Here is a 20,215-nt window from a genome sequence, read left to right as displayed (position 1 = left end):
CACCGCGTCACCCACGCTCCACGCACTCCCGCCGACCTGAATCAGGAAGCACCATGCAGACCGCAGAGATCCGCCGCCGTTGGCTCCAGTTCTTCGGTGACCGCGGACACACCGTCGTCCCGTCCGCGTCCCTCGTCTCCGACGACCCGTCGCTCCTCTTCACGGTCGCCGGCATGGTCCCCTTCATCCCGTACCTCACCGGGCTCGTCCCGTCGCCGTACCCCCGGGCGACCAGCGTGCAGAAGTGCATCCGCACCAACGACATCGAAGAGGTCGGCAAGACCCCGCGGCACGGCACGTTCTTCCAGATGAACGGCAACTTCTCGTTCGGTGACTACTTCAAGGAGCAGGCGATCCAGTACGCCTGGGAGCTCCTCACCACCCCCGAGTCGGACGGCGGACTCGGGTTCTCGCCCGACGACCTGTGGGTCACCGTGTACGAGGACGACGACGAGGCGATCGCGTTCTGGAAGGCGCACTCCTCGCTCCCCGACGAGCGCATCCAGCGCCTCGGCAAGGACACCAACTACTGGTCCACCGGACAGCCCGGCCCCGCCGGCCCCTGCTCGGAGATCTTCTTCGACCGTGGCCCCGCGTACGGCATCGACGGCGGCCCGGCGACCGACGACGACCGCTACGTGGAGATCTGGAACCTGGTCTTCATGCAGTACCAGATCCAGAACGTGCGGTCGAAGGTCGACTTCGACATCACCGGCGACCTGCCCAACCAGAACATCGACACCGGCATGGGGCTCGAGCGCGTCGCGTTCATCAAGCAGGGCGTCGACAACATGTACGAGATCGACCAGGTCCGTCCGGTCCTCGACCGCGCCGCGGCGATCTCGGGTCGCGAGTACGGCGCCGTGCACGAGGACGACGTCCGCATGCGGGTGATCGCCGACCACGTGCGGTCCTCGCTCATGCTCGTCGCCGACGGTGTGACCCCGTCCAACGAGGGCCGCGGCTACATCCTCCGCCGTCTGCTCCGGCGCACCGTCCGGGCGATGCGACTGCTCGGTGTCGAGGGCGCCACCTTCCCGGAGCTGTTCCCCGCCTCCCGCGACGCGATGCAGGGCGCGTACCCCGAGGTCGCCGAGCAGTACGACCGGATCGCCCGGATCGTCTACGCGGAGGAGGAGACCTTCCTCCGCACGCTCGCGCAGGGCACGACGATCCTCGACGTCGCGGTCGAGCGCGCCAAGCAGGACGGCGCCCCGTCGATCGGCGGCGACACGGCGTTCCTGCTCCACGACACGTTCGGCTTCCCGATCGACCTCACCATGGAGATGGCGGAGGAGGCCGGGGTCCAGGTGGACCGCGGTGCCTTCGAGACGCTCATGTCCGAGCAGCGCGCCCGCGCCAAGGCGGACGCGAAGAGCAAGAAGACCGCCCTCGCCGACCTCAGCGTCTACAGCGCCTTCCGCGCCGCGGGCGAGACCGTGTTCCTCGGCTACGACGCACTCGAGGCGGAGTCCTCGGTCCTCGGCATCATCGTCGACGGCGTCAGCGTGGACCGTGCGGTCGTCGGCGACATCGCCGAGGTGATCCTCGGTGAGACGTCGCTGTACGCCGAGTCCGGCGGCCAGGACGCCGACCAGGGCTCGATCGTCGGCAACGGCTTCGACCTCGAGGTCCTCGACGTGCAGCGCCCGGTCGCCGGGCTGTGGAGCCACACGGTCCAGGTGCGCTCGGGCGAGGTCGGGGTCGGTGACGCCGCCACGACGGTGGTCGACGCGGAGTACCGCCGCGGCGCCACGCAGGCGCACTCCGCCACGCACCTCGTCAACGCCGCCCTGCGCGACGTGCTCGGCCCGGAGGCGCTGCAGGCCGGCTCCTACAACAAGTCGGGCTACATGCGGCTCGACTTCTCGTGGTCGCAGCCGGTGTCCGGCGCGACCCGGTCCGAGATCGAGGAGGTCGTGAACGCCGCGATCCGCTCCGACCTGGCCGTGCAGACCCGCGTGCTGCCGCTCGACGAGGCGAAGGCGCTCGGTGCGCAGGCGCTGTTCGGCGAGAAGTACGGCGCCGAGGTCCGCATGGTCGACATCGGTGGCCCCTGGTCGCGCGAGCTGTGCGGTGGCACCCACGTCGCCACGAGCGCGCAGGTCGGGCTCGTCAACCTGGTGGGGGAGTCCAGCGTCGGCTCGACGAACCGCCGCGTCGAGGCCCTCGTCGGGCTCGAGGGATTCCGCGACCTGGCGGTCGAGCGGACCATCGTCTCGCAGCTGTCGAGTGCGCTGAAGGCGCCGCGTGAAGACCTGCCGACGCGCGTGCAGGGCCTGATGGAGGACCTCCGCACCGCCCAGAAGCGCATCGCCGAGTTCGAGTCGGCCAACCTGCAGCAGCGGGTGCCGACCATCGCCCGGCAGGCGTCGACCGTGGGCACGACGACCGTCGTCGCGGAGACCGTCGACGGCCTGCAGTCCGGCGACGACCTCCGCTCGCTCGCCACCGGAGTGCGTGGACAGCTCGGCGACGGCGCCGCGGTCGTCGTGCTCGGCTCGGTCATCGGCGGCAAGCCGGTCGTCATCGTCGCGACCAACGACGCCGCTCGGGCCGCCGGCGTGCAGGCCGGGCCGCTCGCGAAGGAGGCGGCCGGTGTCCTCGGCGGCGGCGGCGGTGGCAAGCCGGACCTCGCCCAGGGCGGCGGGACCGACGCGGCCGCGCTCCCGGCGGCACTGCGTGCCGTGACGGCGCGCCTGGCGGGCTGACCGTGGGCATCCGCCCGGGGCGCCGGCTCGGCATCGACGTCGGGCGCGCCCGGATCGGGGTCGCCGTCTGCGACCGGGACGGCCTGCTGGCCACCCCGGTCGAGACGGTGCCCCGCGCCGAGGCCACCGACGTGCGCCGGATCCTCGAGCTCGCCGAGGAGTACGACGTGCTCGAGCTCGTCGTCGGGCTGCCGCTGTCGATGTCGGGCGACGACACCCCCTCGACGGCGGACGCCCGGGCCTTCGCCGAGCGCCTGGCCGCGCACCGACCCGTCCGGCTGGTCGACGAACGGCTCTCGACGGTGACGGCGCAGCGCGGGCTGCACCAGGCGGGGCGGAACACGAAGAAGTCCCGGGCCGTGATCGACCAAGCGGCCGCTGTTATCATCTTGCAACACGCGCTCGACCACGAGCGAGCGTCCAGCGCCGCACCCGGCGCCACGCTCCCCTGACCGACCGGCCCCGGAGCGGGTCGCGAGACCGTCGTTCCCGGACCGACGGGGCACAGGTGGAGCCCCCGACCCGAGAGACCGAGGATCCCGTGGCAGACGACCTGGACTGGAACGCGATCATCGCGCCCGGCAACGACGCCGAGCGGCGACGCCGCGACCCCGACGGTCCGCCCGCGGACCAGCGCCCGCAGTCCCGCAGGGCCGCCCGTGCCGCCGAAGCAGCCGCGGCCGAGGAGGCGGCCGCCCGTGCGACGGCGGAACGGGCGACCGCGGCAGAGCCGACCGCGACCGGACGCCGAGAGCGTCCGTCCTCGCCCGCCGACGCGCCGGTCGCCGCCGACCACGACGAGCTCCACCCCGAGGTCCAGGCACTCCTGACCGGCGAGATCCCCCGCGACGCAGCGGCGGGCGGCGGTGTCCGGGACGGCGACGGGTCCGACGGGGCCGGCCACGGCGGTGGCGGCGCGGGGGACGGCGGACGCGGGCGGCGTGGCGGCGGCGGCCGGTCCTCCCGTCCGCCGCGTGAGCCGCGGCCGCGGCGTCGACGCGGTCCGCTCGTCGCGGGCATCGTGATCGTCGCGCTCGTGCTCGCGGCAGGCGTCGGCGCGTACGCGTTCGCGGCGCCCAAGATCCAGCAGCTCGCCGGCGCGTTCGGCGGGTCGCAGGAACCGGACGACTACCCGGGGTCCGGTTCGGGCAAGGTCACGATCACGATCAAGCAGGGCGACATCGGCGAGGACGTCGCGAAGACCCTGCAGCGCAGCGGCGTGGTGAAGAGCTCGCAGGTGTTCTACAAGCTCCTGCTCACCTCGCCGGACGTGCAGTTCCAGCCCGGTTCCTACGCGCTGAAGAAGGAGATGAGCTCGAAGGCCGCGCTCGCGGCGCTCAAGGACCGCGACAACCGGGTCCAGGCCTCGATCGTCATCCCCGAGGGGACGGCGCTGAAGGACATCGAGGCGGGCATGGTCTCGAAGGCCGGGCTGTCCGAGGCAGAGGTCTCGGCGGCCGCGAAGGACGTCGGCGCGTACGGCCTGCCGGCCAACGTGACGACGCTCGAGGGGTGGCTCTTCCCCGCGACGTACCCGATCAACCCGGGCTGGACGGCGAAGCAGTACTTCCAGTCGATGGTCGACACGATGAAGGAGCGCCTGGCCGCCGCCGGTGTCGCCGAGGCCGACCAGGAGCGTGTCGTCGTCTTCGCCTCGCTCGTGCAGAAGGAGGCGGGCCTGGCGGCCGACTACCCGAAGGTCGCGCGGGTGTTCCAGAACCGGCTCGACATCGACATGCCGCTGCAGTCCGACGCGACGGTGGCCTACGGCACCGGGAACACGCACACCGTGACGACGACCGACGCCGAGCGTGCGGACGCGGGGAACGAGTACAACACCTACGTGCACAAGGGGCTGCCGCCGGCGCCGATCTCGAACCCGGGCGACGTGGCCATCAAGGCGGTCACGCAGGAGGCCACCGGGAAGTGGCTGTACTTCGTCACGGTGAACCTGGAGACGGGCGAGACGGTGTTCTCGGACACGTACGCGCAGCACCAGGTCGCCGTCGCGCAGTTCCAGGCCTGGCTCCGCGCCCACCCCGACTACCAGTAGCCGACCCGCGTCGCACGGCGTGACGCTGTGGGAGGATGGTCGACATGCTTCGTTGGTTGACCGCTGGTGAGTCCCACGGACCCGAACTCGTCGCGATGCTCGAGGGCCTGCCGGCCGGCGTCCCGGTCTCGTTCGAGTCCATCCGCACCGACCTCGCTCGACGCAAGCTCGGCTACGGACGCGGCTCCCGCATGAAGTTCGAGCAGGACGAGCTGCACGTCTCCGGCGGTGTCCGGCACGGGTACTCCCTGGGCAGCCCGATCGCGATCCGCATCGGCAACACCGAGTGGCCGAAGTGGGTCGAGGTGATGAACCCCGAGCCCGTCGAGTCGACCGAGATGTCCCGCGGTCGGAGCGCGCCGCTCACCCGCCCCCGGCCAGGCCACGCCGACCTGGTCGGCATGCAGAAGTACGGGTTCGACGAGGCCCGCCCGATCCTCGAGCGTGCCTCCGCCCGGGAGACCGCCGCACGGGTCGCCCTCGGTGCGGTCGCGAAGTCGTTCCTCGCCGAGCTCGGCATCCGATCCGTGGCGCACACGCTGCAGGTCGGCACCGTGCGGGTGCCCGACGGCACCGAGCTGCCGCTGCCCGAGGACGTCGACCGGCTCGACGAGGACCAGCTGCGCTGCGCCGACCCCGAGACCTCGGCGCGCATGGTCACCGAGGTCGAGGCAGCGAAGAAGGACGGCGACACGCTCGGCGGCGTCGTCGAGGTGCTCTTCTACGGCGTCCCGCCGGGGCTGGGCTCCCACGTGCAGTGGGACCGTCGCCTCGACGCACGGCTCGCCGCCGCGATCATGGGCATCCAGGCCATCAAGGGCGTCGAGGTCGGCGACGGCTTCGCGACCGCCGGACGCCGGGGGTCGGCCGCCCACGACGAGCTGTACCGCGAGGACGGCGAGATTGTCCGGACCAGTGACCGCGCCGGTGGGACCGAGGGCGGCATGTCGACGGGCACCGTCCTGCGGGTCCGTGCGGGCATGAAGCCGATCGCGACCGTGCCGCACGCCCTGCACACCATCGACGTCGCCACGGGCGAGGACGCCTCCGCGCACCACCAGCGCAGCGACGTGTGCGCCGTGCCGGCCGCCGGCGTGGTCGCCGAGGCAATGGTCGCCCTCGTGCTCGCGGACGCCGTGCTCGAGAAGTTCGGTGGGGACAGCCTGGTCGAGACGAAGCGCAACCTCGACGCGTACCTCGCGTCCATCCCGGAGACGCTGCGCTCCCGTCGGACCGACGCGACCGAGCCGTCCACCGCGTCGTGAGCGGTGCCGACGGGGCGACGTCCGCCGACCGCGTGGGCGTCGACGCCCCCGTCGTCGTGATCGGCCCGATGGGCGCCGGGAAGTCGAGCGTCGGCAAGCGCGTCGCGAAGGCGCTCGGCGTGCCGTTCACCGACACCGACCGCGTCATCGCCCGCGAGCACGGCCCGATCCCCGGCATCTTCGCCGAGCGGGGCGAACCCGCGTTCCGCGAACTCGAGGCGGCGGCCGTCCGGTCCGCCCTCGCCACGGCAGGCGTCATCGCCGTCGGCGGGGGAGCGGTGACACACCCGGACACGCGGGCGGCGCTCGTCGGCGCCCGGATCGTCCTGCTGACGGTGTCGCCCGAGGCCGTCGCCGCCCGGATCGCGGGGAGCGACCGTCCGCTGCTCGCGCAGGGCGGGCTCGACGCCTGGCAGACCATCGCCGACGAGCGTGCCGCCACCTACGCCGAACTCGCGCACGCGACCTTCGACACCTCGCGTCGGCCCATGTCACACGTGGTCCGCGACGTCGTCGCCTGGGTCACGGGGCAGCAGGCCACCAGCGCCACCGGCACCGCCCGGGGCACCACCACCGGAGGGACACCGTGACCGCGTCGAACCTGCCCGAGGGCACCACCGAGATCCGCGTCGGCGGAGAGGACGGGTACGTCGTGGCCGTCGGGAACGGTCTGCTCGGCTCCGTCCCGGCGCTCCTCGGGCCCCGCGTCGCGAAGGTCCTCATCGTGCACGCCCCGACCCTCGGAGCGCGGGCGAACGACCTGCGGGCCGTCCTCGTCGAGGCCGGGCTCGACGCGCTCATCGCCGAGGTGCCGGACGCCGAGGCCGCGAAGCGCGTCGAGGTCGCCGCGTTCTGCTGGCAGGTCATGGGCCAGGCCGACTTCACCCGCACCGACGCCGTCATCGGGCTCGGCGGCGGGGCCGTCACCGACCTCGCCGGGTTCGTCGCCGCCACGTGGTTGCGCGGCGTCGCCTTCGTGGCGATCCCGACCAGCGTGCTCGGCATGGTCGACGCCAGCGTGGGCGGCAAGACCGGGATCAACACCAACGAGGGGAAGAACCTCGTCGGGGCGTTCCACCACCCGCGCGCCGTCGTGGCCGACCTCGACCTGGTCCGCAGCCTGCCCCGGAACGACGTGCTGACCGGGTTCGCCGAGATCGTCAAGGCGGGGTTCATCGCCGTGCCGGAGATCCTCGACGTGATCGAGGCCGACGTCGCCCGCGTGACCGATCCGACGACACCCGAGTTCCGGCGCGTGGTGGAGCTCGCGATCGCCCTCAAGGCCGAGGTCGTGGCAGACGACTTCACCGAGCAGGGCCGCCGCGAGATCCTGAACTACGGCCACACGCTCGGCCACGCCATCGAGCACGCCGAGCGCTACCAGTGGCGGCACGGCGCGGCGGTCTCCGTCGGGATGGTCTTCGCGGCGGAGCTCGCGCGGCTCACCGGGCACCTGGACGACGCGACCGTGGACCGGCACCGCTCGATCCTCGAGTCGCTCGAGCTGCCCACCACCTACGGGCTCGGCCGCTGGGATGGCCTGCTCGCCACCATGCGCCGGGACAAGAAGGCGCGTGCCGGCATGCTCCGCTTCATCATCCTCGACGGTGTCGGTAAGCCGGTCACGCTCGAGGGGCCGGAGGACCACCTGCTCTTCACGGCCTACCAGGAGGTCGGCGTCTAGCCGGTCCCGCCGCCCGGGTCGCCGGAGCTCGCGCAGGGTCACCGCAGCTTGCGCAGGGTTCGGCGCCACCACCACTTCACGTGCATGGACACGGTGATGATGTTGGTGCGGCGGAACTCGGCCCACTCCTCGAGGGTCGCGCCGTTGCGGAAGGCGCGACGGGCGTGTTCGTCGGTCGGGACGATGATCGGTCGTCGGAACTTCACGGGTACTCCTCCGGTTTGACGGGTTCGACGGGTTCGACGGCCTGGGACAGCTCGCTGGCCAACTCGCGATCGTCCTCCGGTGCCCACCGTAGGGTCGCGATGCTCCTGAGCACAGACCGCGAGATGTCGTATCCGCGGTCGCCGGGATGGAGTTGTGCTGCCCAGACGATCCGGGTCCAGGCGTGGGTCCGTTCACTCGACTGTCGAGTCCGCTTCGCCGCGTTCCAGGTCATCACCGCCGCGAAGACCGCGGCGGCCGCGGCGATGGTCGCGGTGATCAGTGCTGTGTCCATGCCACGAGCGTGGCGCGCTGGACGCGACCGCCTGCACGCGGCGGGCCGACCTGTGGAACGCAGCCCGCGCCTCCCGGCTGTGCAGGAGCGGGGTGCCCCGCAGGCCGGGGGAGCAGACTGGTCCGGTGCCCACCCCGCCCCGCCTGAGCGACCTCGGCCGGCAGGACGTCGACGCCGGCAGCCTGCGCTCCCGAGCCCGCCGCTTCGCCGAGCTGCTCGCCATCGCCCGTCGCCACGAACTCCTGCCCTTCCGCCGACTCGACTTCTCGCGGGACCCGGAGACCGCGGACCTGCGCCGCAGGCAGGCGAACCACCTGCGCACGGCGCTCGAGGAGGCCGGCGGCGGCTTCGTGAAGATGGGCCAGCTGCTCTCCACGCGGGACGACCTGCTGCCCGAGGAGTGGACCGACGGGCTCGTCGACCTGCAGCGCAGCGTCCGGCCGGCCGACCCCGCGGCGGTCGTGGCGTTGCTCGAGGAGGAGCTCGGCGCGCCGGTCGACGAGGTCTTCGCGACGTTCGACCCGGAGCCGGTCGCGGCCGCGTCCATCGCGCAGGTCCACCGCGCGACCCTGCGCGACGGCTCCGTGGTGGCGGTCAAGGTGCAGCGACCCGGCATCGACGTGGCGGTGCGCCGCGACGTCGACATCGCGCTCCGTGTCGTCCGGTTCCTGGCACGGACCAGCACCGAGGCACGGCAGGTCGGCGTCACCGACGTCGCCCGGCAGTACGCCGACGACCTCGTCCGCCAGGTCGACTTCACGGCCGAGATGCGGAACCTCACGGCGCTCCGAGCCGCGCAGACCCGGAGCGCGCGACCCGACGCGGTCGCGTTCCCCGAGCCGCACCGCGAGCTGTCCGGACGCCGGGTGATGGTGATGGAGTTCCTCGAGGGGGAGACGCTCAGCGCCCTCCGCGCCGCGGGGACCGGGCAGGACCTCGACACGCCGATGCGGGCGGTGCTCGACGCGTTCCTCCGGCAGGTCGTGTTCGACGGGATCTACCACGCCGACCTGCACCCGGGGAACGTCGTGCTGCTGCCCGACGGTCGGCCGGCGCTCATCGACTTCGGGTCGGTCGGGCGCCTCGACCCCGGCCTGCGCTCGACGGTGCAGGACCTGCTCGCAGGGTACATCCAGGACGACACCGAGCGCATCGCCGACGCGGTGATGCGGATGGCTCCTGTGCGCGACGCCGAGGACGAACCGGACTTCCGGCGGGACATCGCGGCGTTCGTGGCCGACGAGCTCGGCCCGGGCGCGCGCATCGGCGTCGAGACCGTGGACGACGCCGTCGCGGTGTTCGGCCGGTACCGGCTGAAGCCCCCGCCGGACTTCGTCGCCGCCGCACGCGCCCTGGCGATCTTCGAGGGGACCCTCCGGAGCCTCGCGCCGTCCTTCGACCTGCTCGAGGAGTCCCGCGACCTGGCCCGACGGCAGATCCGGGACCAGCTCCGGCCCCGGGCCGTCCGGGACCTCGCGCTGCGGGAACTCTTCGGCGTGGTGTCGACCATCCGGAAGCTCCCGCGGCGGATCGACCGGATCGGCGAGGCGATCGAGACCGGCAAGCTCACGGTCGCCATCCGGTTGTTCTCGGACCGCCGCGATCGCGAGGTCGTGTCCGGCCTGGTCCGCCGCGTGCTGCTCGTCCTGCTCGGTTCCGGCGCCGGCGTGCTGGCGATCGTGTACCTGGCGGCACCGGTCCGGCCGACCGCGGTGCTGTCGACCGGCGCCGCCGGGGGGATCCTCGGCGGGACGGCCGTGGTGCTCCTCGTCTGGGCGGCCGTCGACGCCTGGTGGGCGCGGCGACGACGCTGACCCGGTCGGCGCCTGGACGCCGGGGCGGCCGTGCGGTGGTGCCGCCGGGTCTGCTCCCGCCGGGCGCGCTCCCGCCGGGCCCGCTGCCGCCGGTCCGCTACACTCGACGGGGCGTCGGCCCGGGGCACCTCCCCGCCGATGCCGGGACCGGACGCACGTCCGGGAGACCTTCACAACACCATCGAACGGAAGACCCATGGCGAGTACCACTGACATCAAGAACGGCGCCGTTCTCATCATCGACGGGCAGCTCTGGTCGGTCGTCGAGTTCCAGCACGTCAAGCCGGGCAAGGGCGGCGCGTTCGTCCGCACGAAGCTGAAGAACGTCGTCTCGGGCAAGGTCGTCGACCGCACCTTCAACGCCGGCGCGAAGATCGACACCGCGACCGTCGACCGCCGCGACTACCAGTACCTGTACCAGGACGGCGAGTCCTACGTGTTCATGGACACCGACACGTACGACCAGGTCCCCGTCTCGGAGACCGTCGTCGGCGACGCCAAGAACTTCCTGCTCGAGTCGGCGATGGTCACCATCGCGATGAACGAGGGCAACCCGCTCTACATCGAGCTGCCCACGTCGATCGTCACCGAGGTCGAGACCGAGCCGGGCCTCCAGGGCGACCGCTCCTCGGGTGGCACGAAGGACGCGACCATCATCGCGACCGGTCACCGCATCCAGGTCCCGCTCTACCTGGAGAACGGCACCACCGTGAAGATCGACACGCGCGACGGCAGCTTCCTCGGCCGCGTCAACAACTAGGCGACGCCGGATGAGTGCTCGTTCGAAGGCCCGCAAGCGCGCCCTCGACATGCTGTACGTGGCGGAGGTCCGCGAGCTGCCGATCGCGGACGTCCTCGCCACGGAGACGGTCCGTCACCTCGACCAGCCCGAGCGCGCCTCGAGCTGGGACTACGCGCGACAGATCGTCACCGGTGTCGACGACGACCGTGCGGCGATCGACCGGGTCATCGTCGAGCACGCGCAGGGCTGGTCCATCGCACGCATGCCCGTGCTCGACCGCTGCATCCTGCGGATGGGCGTCTGGGAGCTCCGGTACAACCCGGAGGTCCCGGACGCGGTCGCGATCGCCGAGGCGGTGGAGCTCGCCCAGTCGCTCTCGACGGACGACTCGGCCGGCTTCGTGAACGGGGTCCTCGGTGCCGTCGCCGGAGGCCGCGCACCGTCGTCGAAGGCTGCCGACCACGGCGCCGCACCGTCCGGTCGGACGGTCGCAGGGGACCAGGAGTCCCGGTAGGGTTGACCACGTCAGCGTCCTTTAAGTCCGTCCGGTGAGGCGGGGAAGGAGGTCGGCGTGGGAACCAGAACGGTCCTGCAACAGCCCGACATCACGCGTGCTCTGACACGCATCGCGCACGAGATCCTCGAGGCCAACCACGGGGCCTCGGACCTCGTGCTCCTGGGCATCCCGACACGGGGTGCCGTCCTGGCCGAGCGGCTCGACCGCGTCCTGGCCGACATCGAACCCGAGTGGGCCGAGGACCGCGACCAGCGGCTCGGCACGCTCGACGTGACGATGCACCGGGACGACCTCGGCCACGGCATCGGTCGTGCGCCGCACCGCACGACCATCCCGACGAGCGGCATCGACGGCAAGGTCGTCGTGCTCGTCGACGACGTGCTCTACTCCGGGCGGACGGTCCGGGCTGCCCTCGACGCCCTGCAGGGCATCGGGCGCCCGCGGGCGGTCCGGCTCGCGGTGCTCGTCGACCGCGGCCACCGGCAGCTGCCGATCCGCGCCGACCACGTCGGCAAGAACCTGCCGACCGCGTCCGACGAGCGGGTCACCCTCCGACTGACGGAGACGGACGGCGCCGACGAGGTCGTGATCGAGCAGCCCGACCAGGCCGAGCAGCCCGACCAGGCCGAGCAGGCCGACCGGGCCGAGCAGCCCGAGCGGCAGCCCGGGGGTGACGCCTGATGCGCCACCTCCTCTCCACCGCCGACCTCTCCCGCTCCGAGGCGATCCGCATCCTCGACGTCGCCGAGGAGATGGCCGAGGTCAACACCCGCGAGGTCCGGAAGCTCCCGGCACTCCGCGGCAAGACGGTCGTGAACCTCTTCTTCGAGGACTCCACCCGCACGCGCATCTCGTTCGAAGCCGCCGCGAAGCGACTCTCCGCGGACGTCATCAACTTCGCCGCGAAGGGGTCGAGCGTCTCGAAGGGTGAGTCGCTCAAGGACACCGTGCAGACCCTGGGCGCGATGGGGATCGACGGCATCGTGATGCGCCACCCGGCGTCGGGGGCCCCGCGGGTCCTCGCGGAGGCGGACTGGATCGACGTTCCCGTGGTGAACGCCGGCGACGGCACGCACGAGCACCCGACGCAGGCGCTGCTCGACGCCTTCACGATGCGCCGCCGGTTGCACGGGGGCGCCAGCCGCGGGCAGGGCCTCGACGGCGTCCGCGTGACGATCGTCGGCGACGTCCTGCACAGCCGCGTCGCAAGGAGCAACGCGTGGCTGCTCCGCACGCTCGGCGCCGAGGTCACCTTCGCCGCGCCGCCCACGCTGCTGCCCGCCGTCGACCGGCCGTTCGGGGCCGCCGTGCACCACGACCTCGACGCGGCCCTCGCCGAGGACCCGGACGTCGTGATGCTCCTCCGCATCCAGCAGGAGCGGATGAACGACGCCTTCTTCCCGAACCCCCGCGAGTACACGCGGCACTTCGGGCTGACCGCCGCCCGCGCGGCCGCGCTGTCCGAGCGCACGCTGATCATGCACCCCGGGCCGATGAACCGCGGGCTCGAGATCGCCGGCGTGGCCGCCGACGACCCCCGCTCGACGGTGGTCGAGCAGGTTGCGAACGGCGTGTCGGTCCGCATGGCCGTGCTCTACCTCGCCCTGACCGGCGAGCACGAACCGAAGGAGTCCGTCGCATGACCGCCCACCTCATCCGCGGCGCGCAGCTGGTCGACGGCACGCGTGCCGACATCCGCCTGGAGGGACGGCGCATCGAAGCGGTCGGGTCCGGTCTCGACGTGGCCGGCGCCACGGTCGTCGACGCGGACGGGCTGATCGCCCTGCCCGGTCTCGTGGACCTCCACACCCACCTGCGCGAGCCCGGCGCCGAGGAGTCGGAGACGGTCCTCACCGGCTCACGGGCCGCGGCCGCCGGCGGCTTCACCGCCGTGAACGCGATGGCGAACTCCTCGCCCGTCGCCGACACGGCCGGGGTCGTCGAGCAGGTGCAGGCGCTCGGGGACGACGCCGGGTACGTCACGGTCCGACCGATCGGCGCGGTCTCGCAGGGGCTGCAGGGAACGCACCTGTCGGAGATCGGCGCGATGGCGACCAGCCGTGCGAAGGTCCGAGTCTTCTCGGACGACGGGTCCTGCGTCGCCGACCCGCTGCTCATGCGCCGGGCGCTCGAGTACATCAAGGGCTTCGGCGGGGTGCTCGCGCAGCACGCGCAGGAGCCCCGGCTGACCGTCGGCGCGCAGATGAACGAGGGCCGGCTGTCGTCGGAGCTCGGTCTGGCGGGTTGGCCGGCCGTCGCGGAGGAGGCGATCATCGCCCGTGACGTCCTGCTCGCCGACCACGTCGGGGCGCGGTTGCACGTCTGCCACGTCTCGACCGCCGGCAGCGTCGAGGTCATCCGGTGGGCGAAGTCCCGCGGGATCGACGTCACCGCCGAGGTCACGCCGCACCACCTCGTGCTCACCGAGGACCTGATCGCGGGAGTCGACGGTGCCCCCGGCTACGACGCCCGGTACAAGGTGAACCCGCCGCTGCGCTCGCGCGAGGACGTCGACGCCCTGCGCGCGGCCCTCGCCGACGGGACGATCGACATCGTCGCGACCGACCACGCCCCGCACACCGCCGAGGCGAAGTGCTGCGAGTGGCCGGCCGCCGCGAACGGCATGGTCGGACTCGAGTCGGCACTGAGCGTCGTGCACGCCGCGGTGGTCGAGAGCGGGCAGCTCGGCTGGACCGACGTCGCCCGCGTGCTGTCCGAGGCACCCGCGCGCATCGGGCAGGTCGAGGGCCACGGTCGCGGCGTCGTCGCGGGCGCCCCCGCCGAGCTGACGCTGTACGACCCCGCCGCCGTGCGCGAGTTCTCGGTCGACGACCTGTACGGCCAGTCGCAGAACTCGCCGTACCTCGGCATGCGCCTGCCCGGCCGGGTCGTCGCGACCTTCCACCAGGGGTACCCGACGCTCCTCGACGGTGCGCTGGTCGACGCGGACACCGTCGCCGCGCACGCCATGGTGGCCCGGACGGCGGTCGCATGACCGGCGACGCACTGCGGTGGCTCGAGGGCGCGGTCATCCTCGCCCTCGTCGCACTGCTGTTCGTCGCGATGGCGCGCACCTGGCGGACGCGGGCCAGGAGACAGGCGGACACCGTGCCTCCCGTCCCGGTCCCGTCCGGGCTCGGACCGGCGGCCGGTTCGTGGGACGGGTTCACCGTCGCGACGACCCGCGCCGACCAGCCGCTCGAACGGATCACGGCGGGCGGACTCGGGTTCCGGGGCCGTGGCGGCGTGACCGTCCACGACACCGGGGTGGTGCTGCACCACGCCGGTACCGACGACCGCTGGATCGCGGCCGACGCCGTCCGCGGGGCAGACCGCGCGACGACGGCCATCGATCGGGTGGTCGAGCCCGGGGGACTGGTCCGTCTGCGATGGACGGCGACCGGCGCCGCCGGAGCGACGGACCTCGACACCTACTTCCGGTTCCCGGAGGGCGGCGCAGCAGCACTCGCCGCCCTGCAGGGGCTGACGACGACGCACGAACCCCCGCACACCGCGGGCGAAGGGACGAACTGATGACACGCGAACGGGCCGTACTGGTCCTCGAGGACGGCACCCGGTACGACGGATGGGCGTACGGCGCCCGAGGCCGCACCCTGGGCGAGGTCGTCTTCGCCACGGGCATGACCGGCTACCAGGAGACGCTGACCGACCCGTCCTACGCCGGGCAGATCGTGGTGCAGACCGCGCCGCACATCGGCAACACCGGGGTCAACGACGAGGACCCCGAGTCGCGACGCATCTGGGTCGCGGGCTACGTCGTGCGCGACCCCAGCCGCGTCGTGTCGAACCACCGTGCGAACGCGACGCTCGACGACCACCTCGTGCGCGACGGCATCGTCGGCATCTCCGGTATCGACACCCGGGCGTTGACCCGTCGGATCCGCGACGCGGGTGCGATGAAGGGCGGCGTGTTCAGCGGTGCCGACGCGGCGCTGTCGGCCGCCGAGCAGGAGCAGCTGGTGCGCGACCAGGCGGGCATGGCCGGTGCCAGCTTCTCGTCGATCGTCTCGACGCCCGAGACGTACGTGGTCCCCGCTGTCGGCGAGCAGATCGGCCGGCTGGCCGTGCTCGACCTCGGTGTGAAGGCGTCGACGACGCGCTACCTCGCCGAGCGCGGGTTCGAGGTGCACGTCGTGCCGCAGGACATCACGCCCGAGGCGCTGCAGGAGCTCGACCCGGACGCGCTCTTCTACTCGAACGGCCCCGGCGACCCCGCCGCCTCCGACGCGCAGGTCTCGCTCCTGCAGGACTCCCTGAAGACCGGACGTCCGTTCTTCGGCATCTGCTTCGGCAACCAGCTGCTCGGCCGCGCGCTCGGCTTCGGCACCTACAAGCTGCCGTTCGGCCACCGCGGCATCAACCAGCCGGTGCTCGACACCGCCACCGGCAAGGTCGAGATCACCAGCCAGAACCACGGCTTCGCGGTCGACGCGCCCCTGGGCGAGGTCGTCGAGTCCCCGGCCGGCTTCGGCCGCGTCGAGGTCTCGCACTACTCGCTGAACGACCAGGTCGTCGAGGGCCTGCGCGCCCTCGACGTGCCCGCCTTCAGCGTGCAGTACCACCCCGAGGCGGCGGCCGGTCCGCACGACTCGATGTACCTGTTCGACCGGTTCGCGGACCTCGTGCGTGAGCGCCGAGCCGGCGAGCCGCTCGACCCCGCGACCGCCACCGCGACCACCCCGGCCGCCGACATCACCAAGGAAGCCAACTGATGCCGAAGCGCGCAGACATCAACTCCGTCCTCGTCATCGGCTCCGGCCCGATCGTCATCGGGCAGGCCGCCGAGTTCGACTACTCCGGCACCCAGGCGTGCCGCGTCCTCCGCGCCGAGGGCGTCCGCGTGATCCTCGTCAACCCGAACCCGGCGACGATCATGACCGACCCGGACTTCGCCGACGCGACGTACATCGAGCCGATCACGAGCGCCTCGCTCGAGGAGATCATCAAGATCGAGCGTCCGGACGCGGTCCTGCCGACGCTCGGCGGGCAGACGGCGCTCAACGCCGCGATCAAGCTCGACGCCGAGGGCATCCTCGCGAAGTACGACGTCGAGCTCATCGGCGCGAAGGTCGACGCCATCCAGCGCGGTGAGGACCGCCAGCTCTTCAAGGAGCTCGTCCTCGAGTCCGGTGCGGACGTCGCCCGCAGCCACATCGCGCACACGCTCGAGGAGGCCAAGGAGTACGCGCAGGACCTCGGCTACCCGCTCGTCGTCCGGCCCTCCTTCACGATGGGCGGCCTCGGTTCCGGCTTCGCCTACAACGAGGAGGAGCTGGTCCGCTTCGTCGGCGACGGCCTGCAGTCGAGCCCGACCACCGAGGTGCTCCTCGAGGAGTCGATCCTCGGCTGGAAGGAGTACGAGCTCGAGCTCATGCGCGACAACTTCGACAACACGGTCGTCATCTGCTCGATCGAGAACGTCGACCCCGTGGGCGTGCACACCGGTGACTCGATCACCGTCGCACCCGCGCTGACGCTGACCGACCGCGAGTACCAGAACATGCGGAACATCGGCATCGACATCATCCGTCGCGTCGGCGTCGACACCGGCGGCTGCAACATCCAGTTCGCCGTCGACCCGTCGAACGGCCGCCTGATCGTCATCGAGATGAACCCGCGCGTGTCCCGCTCGTCGGCGCTCGCCTCGAAGGCGACGGGCTTCCCGATCGCCAAGATCGCCGCGAAGCTCGCGATCGGGTACCGCCTCGACGAGATCGAGAACGACATCACGCGCGTCACGCCGGCGAGCTTCGAGCCGACGCTCGACTACGTCGTCGTGAAGACCCCGCGCTTCGCGTTCGAGAAGTTCCCGGCTGCCGACGCCACCCTGACCACGACGATGAAGAGCGTCGGCGAGGCGATGGCCATCGGTCGCAACTACGCGACGGCGCTGCAGAAGTCCCTGCGGAGCCTCGAGAAGCGCGGATCGAGCTTCCACTGGGACACCCCGGCGGCGGAGCTCGACAAGGACGCCCTGCTGACCGAGGCCCAGGTGCCGACCGACGGCCGCATCGTGACCGTGCAGCAGGCCCTGGTCGCCGGCGCCACGGCGGACGAGGTCTTCGAGGCCACGAAGATCGACCCGTGGTTCATCGACCAGATCGTGCTCATCAACGAGGTCGCGTCCGAGGTGGCCGCCGCCGAGACGCTCGACGCGGACACGCTGCGCTGGGCGAAGGAGCACGGCTTCAGCGACGCGCAGATCGCCTCGCTGCGCGGGATCTCCGAGCAGGAGGCCCGTGACGCGCGGCACACCGCAGGCATCCGCCCGGTCTTCAAGACGGTCGACACCTGCGCCGGCGAGTTCCCGGCCCTGACGCCGTACCACTACTCGTCGTACGACACCGAGACCGAGGTCGCCCCGAGCGACCGCAGGAAGGTCGTCATCCTCGGCTCCGGCCCGAACCGCATCGGCCAGGGCGTCGAGTTCGACTACTCCTGCGTGCACGCGTCCTTCGCGCTGAGCGACGCCGGGTTCGAGACGATCATGATCAACTGCAACCCCGAGACGGTGTCGACCGACTACGACACCTCGGACCGGCTCTACTTCGAGCCGCTCACCACCGAGGACGTCCTCGAGGTCATCGAGGCCGAGGCTGCGTCCGGCGAGCTCGTCGGCGTGGTCGTGCAGCTCGGCGGCCAGACCGCCCTGGGCCTGGCGAAGCCGCTCGAGGCCGCCGGCATCCCGATCCTCGGCACCAGCCCGAGCGCGATCGACTCCGCCGAGGAGCGCGGGCAGTTCGCCGCGATCCTCGAGCAGGCCGGTCTGCTCGCGCCCCGCAACGGCACCGCCCACGACCTCGCCAGCGCGACCGCGGTGGCCGAGGAGATCGGCTACCCGGTGCTCGTCCGCCCGTCCTTCGTGCTCGGCGGCCGCGGCATGGAGATCGTGTACGACCCGACCGCCCTGGCCGACTACTTCGACCGGATGGCCGACCAGGCGATCATCGGCCCGGACCTGCCGCTGCTCGTCGACCGGTTCCTCGACGACGCCGTGGAGATCGACGTCGACGCCCTGTTCGACGGCGACCGGCTCTACATCGGCGGCATCATGGAGCACATCGAGGAGGCCGGCATCCACTCCGGCGACTCGGCGTGCACCCTGCCCCCGGTCGGACTCGGCAAGGCGGAGATCCGCGGTGTCGTCGAGGCGACCGAGCGGATCGCCCGTGGCATCGGCGTCCGCGGGCTGCTCAACGTGCAGTTCGCCATCGGGGCCGGCGTGCTCTACGTCCTCGAGGCGAACCCGCGCGCCAGCCGCACGGTCCCGTTCGTGTCGAAGGCCCTCGGCATCCCGCTCGCCAAGGCCGCGTCCCGCATCATGACCGGCACGTCGATCGACGCGCTCGTCGGCGAGGGCCTGCTGCCCGAGCGCGACGGCTCGTCGGTGCCCCCGCAGGCCCCGGTCGCGGTGAAGGAGGCCGTGCTGCCCTTCCGCCGCTTCCGCACCCACGACGGCCAGGTCGTCGACTCGGTGCTCAGCCCGGAGATGCGTTCCACCGGCGAGGTCATGGGCATCGACCGTGACTTCCCGCGCGCGTTCCTCAAGTCCCAGGACGCCGCGTACGGCGGGCTGCCGACGAGCGGCACGGTCTTCGTGAGCGTCGCGGACACCGACAAGCGCCAGGTCGTCCTGCCCGTGCACCGGCTGCAGCAGCTCGGCTTCACGATCACCGCGACCGAGGGCACCGCCGAGGTGCTCCGGCGCAACGGCATCGAGGTCACGCTCGTCGGCAAGTACAGCGAGGGCGGCGAGAGCGTCGTCGACCTGCTCGCACGCGACGCGGTCGACATCGTCATCAACACGCCCTCGGGTGCCGCCGGCCGCGCCGACGGCTACGAGATCCGTGCGGCGACGGTCGCGGCGGACAAGCCGCTGTTCACGACCATCGCGCAGCTCGGCGCGGCGGTTGCGGCCATCGAGACGATCGGCACGCCGCACAGCGTCCGCAGCCTGCAGGACTACGCGCTCGAGCGCGCCACCTGGTGACCGTCGACGTGTCGACGGCCCAGTCGGGAGGCGTGCCCTCCTTCGGCGTCCGGCTCGCCGCCGCCATGGGGGAGCGTTCCCCCCTGTGCGTCGGCATCGACCCCCACGCCGCCACCCTGGCGGCGTGGGGGCTGGGCCGCGACGAAGCCGGCCTGACGGCGTTCGGTGCGGTCCTCGTGGACGCGGCAGCCGGGCGGGCCGCGATCGTCAAGCCGCAGATCGCGTTCTTCGAGGCAGCGGGGGTTGCCGGTTACCGGGCGCTCGACGCGACCCTGCGTCGGGCGCGCGATGCGGGCCTCCTGACCGTCGCCGACGTCAAGCGCGGCGACATCGGCTCGACCGGTGACGACTACGCCCTGGCGTGGCTCGACCGCGACGGGCCGTTCCGGGCCGACGCGATGACCGTGTCGCCCTACCTCGGCTACGGCTCGCTCGCGGGCACGGTCGACGTCGCGCGCGACAACCGTGCCGGTGTCTTCGTCCTGGCGGCGACGAGCAACCCCGAGGCGCGCGTGCTGCAGACCGCCGTGCTCGCGGAGGGGCCGCGTGCGGGGCGGTCCGTCGCGGCGGGTATCGTCTTGGACGTGGCAGACGACAACCGGACCGGCGGCGAGCAGCCGCTGGGAGACGTCGGGCTCGTGCTCGGCGCCACCCTCGACCTGAACGACTTCGGCATCGACGCGGCAGCCATCGGCTCCGCCCCGGTGCTCGCTCCGGGCTTCGGCGCCCAGGGGGCCCGGATCGAGGACCTGCGGTCCCGGTACGGCTCGCGCGCCGAGCAGGTGCTCGTCAACGAGTCGCGCGGGTTGCTCACCGACGGACCCGACGGCGTCGCCGCCCTCGTGCAGGACCGCGCGGACCGCATCCGCGCCGCGCTGGGAGCCGCCGCGTGACGGACGGGACGACCCCCGGACCCGCT

The 20,215-nt window shown here is 72.3% G+C and carries 18 protein-coding genes; 16 read left to right on the top strand and 2 right to left on the bottom strand.

All coding sequences use genetic code 11. The features are described 5' to 3' along the window. Positions 1-53 precede the first annotated feature (53 nt). The 6 genes from alaS (at position 54) to aroB (ending at position 7,713) form a co-directional block, all read left to right on the top strand. Complete coding sequence (alaS, locus tag QUG92_RS09525) at positions 54-2,711, top strand: alanine--tRNA ligase (protein WP_289458833.1); 2,658 nt, start codon at positions 54-56, stop codon at positions 2,709-2,711. 2 nt (positions 2,712-2,713) lie between these two features. Beyond that, entirely contained in the window at positions 2,714-3,163 is a 450-nt protein-coding gene (ruvX, locus tag QUG92_RS09520) for a Holliday junction resolvase RuvX (protein ID WP_069710790.1), read from the top strand. A gap of 89 nt (positions 3,164-3,252) precedes the next feature. Next, positions 3,253-4,764, top strand: coding sequence for an endolytic transglycosylase MltG (gene mltG, locus QUG92_RS09515; RefSeq protein WP_289458832.1), 1,512 nt, complete (start codon positions 3,253-3,255; stop codon positions 4,762-4,764). A gap of 44 nt (positions 4,765-4,808) precedes the next feature. Next, positions 4,809-6,029 (top strand): chorismate synthase, encoded by a 1,221-nt coding sequence (gene aroC / locus QUG92_RS09510; RefSeq protein WP_182048119.1) that lies wholly within the window; start codon positions 4,809-4,811, stop codon positions 6,027-6,029. A gap of 68 nt (positions 6,030-6,097) precedes the next feature. Continuing rightward, complete coding sequence (locus QUG92_RS09505) at positions 6,098-6,619, top strand: shikimate kinase (RefSeq protein ID WP_182048122.1); 522 nt, start codon at positions 6,098-6,100, stop codon at positions 6,617-6,619. Beyond that, positions 6,616-7,713 (top strand): 3-dehydroquinate synthase, encoded by a 1,098-nt coding sequence (gene aroB / locus QUG92_RS09500; RefSeq protein ID WP_289458830.1) that lies wholly within the window; start codon positions 6,616-6,618, stop codon positions 7,711-7,713. The genes QUG92_RS09505 and aroB overlap by 4 nt, the downstream gene beginning before the upstream one ends. A gap of 38 nt (positions 7,714-7,751) precedes the next feature. Here the strand turns inward: aroB and QUG92_RS09495 are convergent, their stop codons facing one another. Continuing rightward, complete coding sequence (locus QUG92_RS09495; protein WP_182048120.1) at positions 7,752-7,919, bottom strand: hypothetical protein; 168 nt, start codon at positions 7,917-7,919, stop codon at positions 7,752-7,754. Further along, complete coding sequence (locus QUG92_RS09490; protein WP_182048121.1) at positions 7,916-8,212, bottom strand: hypothetical protein; 297 nt, start codon at positions 8,210-8,212, stop codon at positions 7,916-7,918. Before QUG92_RS09490 ends, QUG92_RS09495 begins: the two co-directional genes overlap by 4 nt. 125 nt (positions 8,213-8,337) lie before the next feature. Here QUG92_RS09490 and QUG92_RS09485 point away from each other — a divergent pair, with 125 nt between their 5' ends. The 10 genes from QUG92_RS09485 (at position 8,338) to pyrF (ending at position 20,189) form a co-directional block, all read left to right on the top strand. After that, positions 8,338-10,026: an ABC1 kinase family protein gene (locus QUG92_RS09485; protein ID WP_289458829.1), complete on the top strand. Its 1,689-nt coding sequence runs from the start codon at positions 8,338-8,340 to the stop codon at positions 10,024-10,026. A 196-nt stretch (positions 10,027-10,222) separates the two neighbouring features. Then, complete coding sequence (gene efp / locus QUG92_RS09480; RefSeq protein ID WP_069710793.1) at positions 10,223-10,786, top strand: elongation factor P; 564 nt, start codon at positions 10,223-10,225, stop codon at positions 10,784-10,786. A 10-nt stretch (positions 10,787-10,796) separates the two neighbouring features. Beyond that, positions 10,797-11,282: a transcription antitermination factor NusB gene (gene nusB, locus QUG92_RS09475; RefSeq protein ID WP_289458828.1), complete on the top strand. Its 486-nt coding sequence runs from the start codon at positions 10,797-10,799 to the stop codon at positions 11,280-11,282. A 57-nt stretch (positions 11,283-11,339) separates the two neighbouring features. After that, complete coding sequence (gene pyrR / locus QUG92_RS09470; RefSeq protein WP_182047892.1) at positions 11,340-11,966, top strand: bifunctional pyr operon transcriptional regulator/uracil phosphoribosyltransferase PyrR; 627 nt, start codon at positions 11,340-11,342, stop codon at positions 11,964-11,966. Continuing rightward, the gene (locus tag QUG92_RS09465; protein WP_182047893.1) at positions 11,966-12,928 is read left to right on the top strand and encodes an aspartate carbamoyltransferase catalytic subunit; all 963 of its coding nucleotides are present in this window, start codon (positions 11,966-11,968) and stop codon (positions 12,926-12,928) included. The genes pyrR and QUG92_RS09465 overlap by 1 nt, the downstream gene beginning before the upstream one ends. Further along, positions 12,925-14,280 (top strand): dihydroorotase, encoded by a 1,356-nt coding sequence (locus tag QUG92_RS09460; protein ID WP_289458827.1) that lies wholly within the window; start codon positions 12,925-12,927, stop codon positions 14,278-14,280. Before QUG92_RS09465 ends, QUG92_RS09460 begins: the two co-directional genes overlap by 4 nt. Beyond that, entirely contained in the window at positions 14,277-14,819 is a 543-nt protein-coding gene (locus QUG92_RS09455) for a PH-like domain-containing protein (protein WP_182047895.1), read from the top strand. The genes QUG92_RS09460 and QUG92_RS09455 overlap by 4 nt, the downstream gene beginning before the upstream one ends. Then, positions 14,819-16,018, top strand: coding sequence for a glutamine-hydrolyzing carbamoyl-phosphate synthase small subunit (carA, locus tag QUG92_RS09450; RefSeq protein ID WP_069710798.1), 1,200 nt, complete (start codon positions 14,819-14,821; stop codon positions 16,016-16,018). Before QUG92_RS09455 ends, carA begins: the two co-directional genes overlap by 1 nt. Further along, positions 16,018-19,296 carry a carbamoyl-phosphate synthase large subunit gene (gene carB, locus QUG92_RS09445; protein WP_182047897.1) on the top strand — a complete coding sequence of 1,093 codons (3,279 nt, stop codon included), beginning with the start codon at positions 16,018-16,020 and terminating at the stop codon, positions 19,294-19,296. Before carA ends, carB begins: the two co-directional genes overlap by 1 nt. Continuing rightward, positions 19,293-20,189 carry an orotidine-5'-phosphate decarboxylase gene (gene pyrF / locus QUG92_RS09440; RefSeq protein WP_259346263.1) on the top strand — a complete coding sequence of 299 codons (897 nt, stop codon included), beginning with the start codon at positions 19,293-19,295 and terminating at the stop codon, positions 20,187-20,189. Before carB ends, pyrF begins: the two co-directional genes overlap by 4 nt. Positions 20,190-20,215 lie beyond the last annotated feature (26 nt).

It is taken from the genome of Curtobacterium citri (assembly GCF_030362955.1).
In the GTDB taxonomy this organism is placed as follows: domain Bacteria; phylum Actinomycetota; class Actinomycetes; order Actinomycetales; family Microbacteriaceae; genus Curtobacterium; species Curtobacterium citri.
Note: the sequence above shows the minus strand (reverse complement) of the source record. Positions and strands in the feature narration are given on the sequence as shown.

Excerpts from the sequence above, each read along its gene's own strand:
- alaS (WP_289458833.1), top strand. The coding sequence starts at position 54 with ATGCAGACCGCAGAGATCCGCCGCCGTTGGCTCCAGTTCTTCGGTGAC.
- aroC (WP_182048119.1), top strand. The coding sequence starts at position 4,809 with ATGCTTCGTTGGTTGACCGCTGGTGAGTCCCACGGACCCGAACTCGTC.
- QUG92_RS09505 (WP_182048122.1), top strand. The coding sequence starts at position 6,098 with ATGGGCGCCGGGAAGTCGAGCGTCGGCAAGCGCGTCGCGAAGGCGCTC.
- QUG92_RS09490 (WP_182048121.1), bottom strand. The coding sequence starts at position 8,212 with ATGGACACAGCACTGATCACCGCGACCATCGCCGCGGCCGCCGCGGTC.
- efp (WP_069710793.1), top strand. The coding sequence starts at position 10,223 with ATGGCGAGTACCACTGACATCAAGAACGGCGCCGTTCTCATCATCGAC.
- nusB (WP_289458828.1), top strand. The coding sequence starts at position 10,797 with ATGAGTGCTCGTTCGAAGGCCCGCAAGCGCGCCCTCGACATGCTGTAC.
- QUG92_RS09465 (WP_182047893.1), top strand. The coding sequence starts at position 11,966 with ATGCGCCACCTCCTCTCCACCGCCGACCTCTCCCGCTCCGAGGCGATC.
- QUG92_RS09460 (WP_289458827.1), top strand. The coding sequence starts at position 12,925 with ATGACCGCCCACCTCATCCGCGGCGCGCAGCTGGTCGACGGCACGCGT.
- QUG92_RS09455 (WP_182047895.1), top strand. The coding sequence starts at position 14,277 with ATGACCGGCGACGCACTGCGGTGGCTCGAGGGCGCGGTCATCCTCGCC.
- carA (WP_069710798.1), top strand. The coding sequence starts at position 14,819 with ATGACACGCGAACGGGCCGTACTGGTCCTCGAGGACGGCACCCGGTAC.
- carB (WP_182047897.1), top strand. The coding sequence starts at position 16,018 with ATGCCGAAGCGCGCAGACATCAACTCCGTCCTCGTCATCGGCTCCGGC.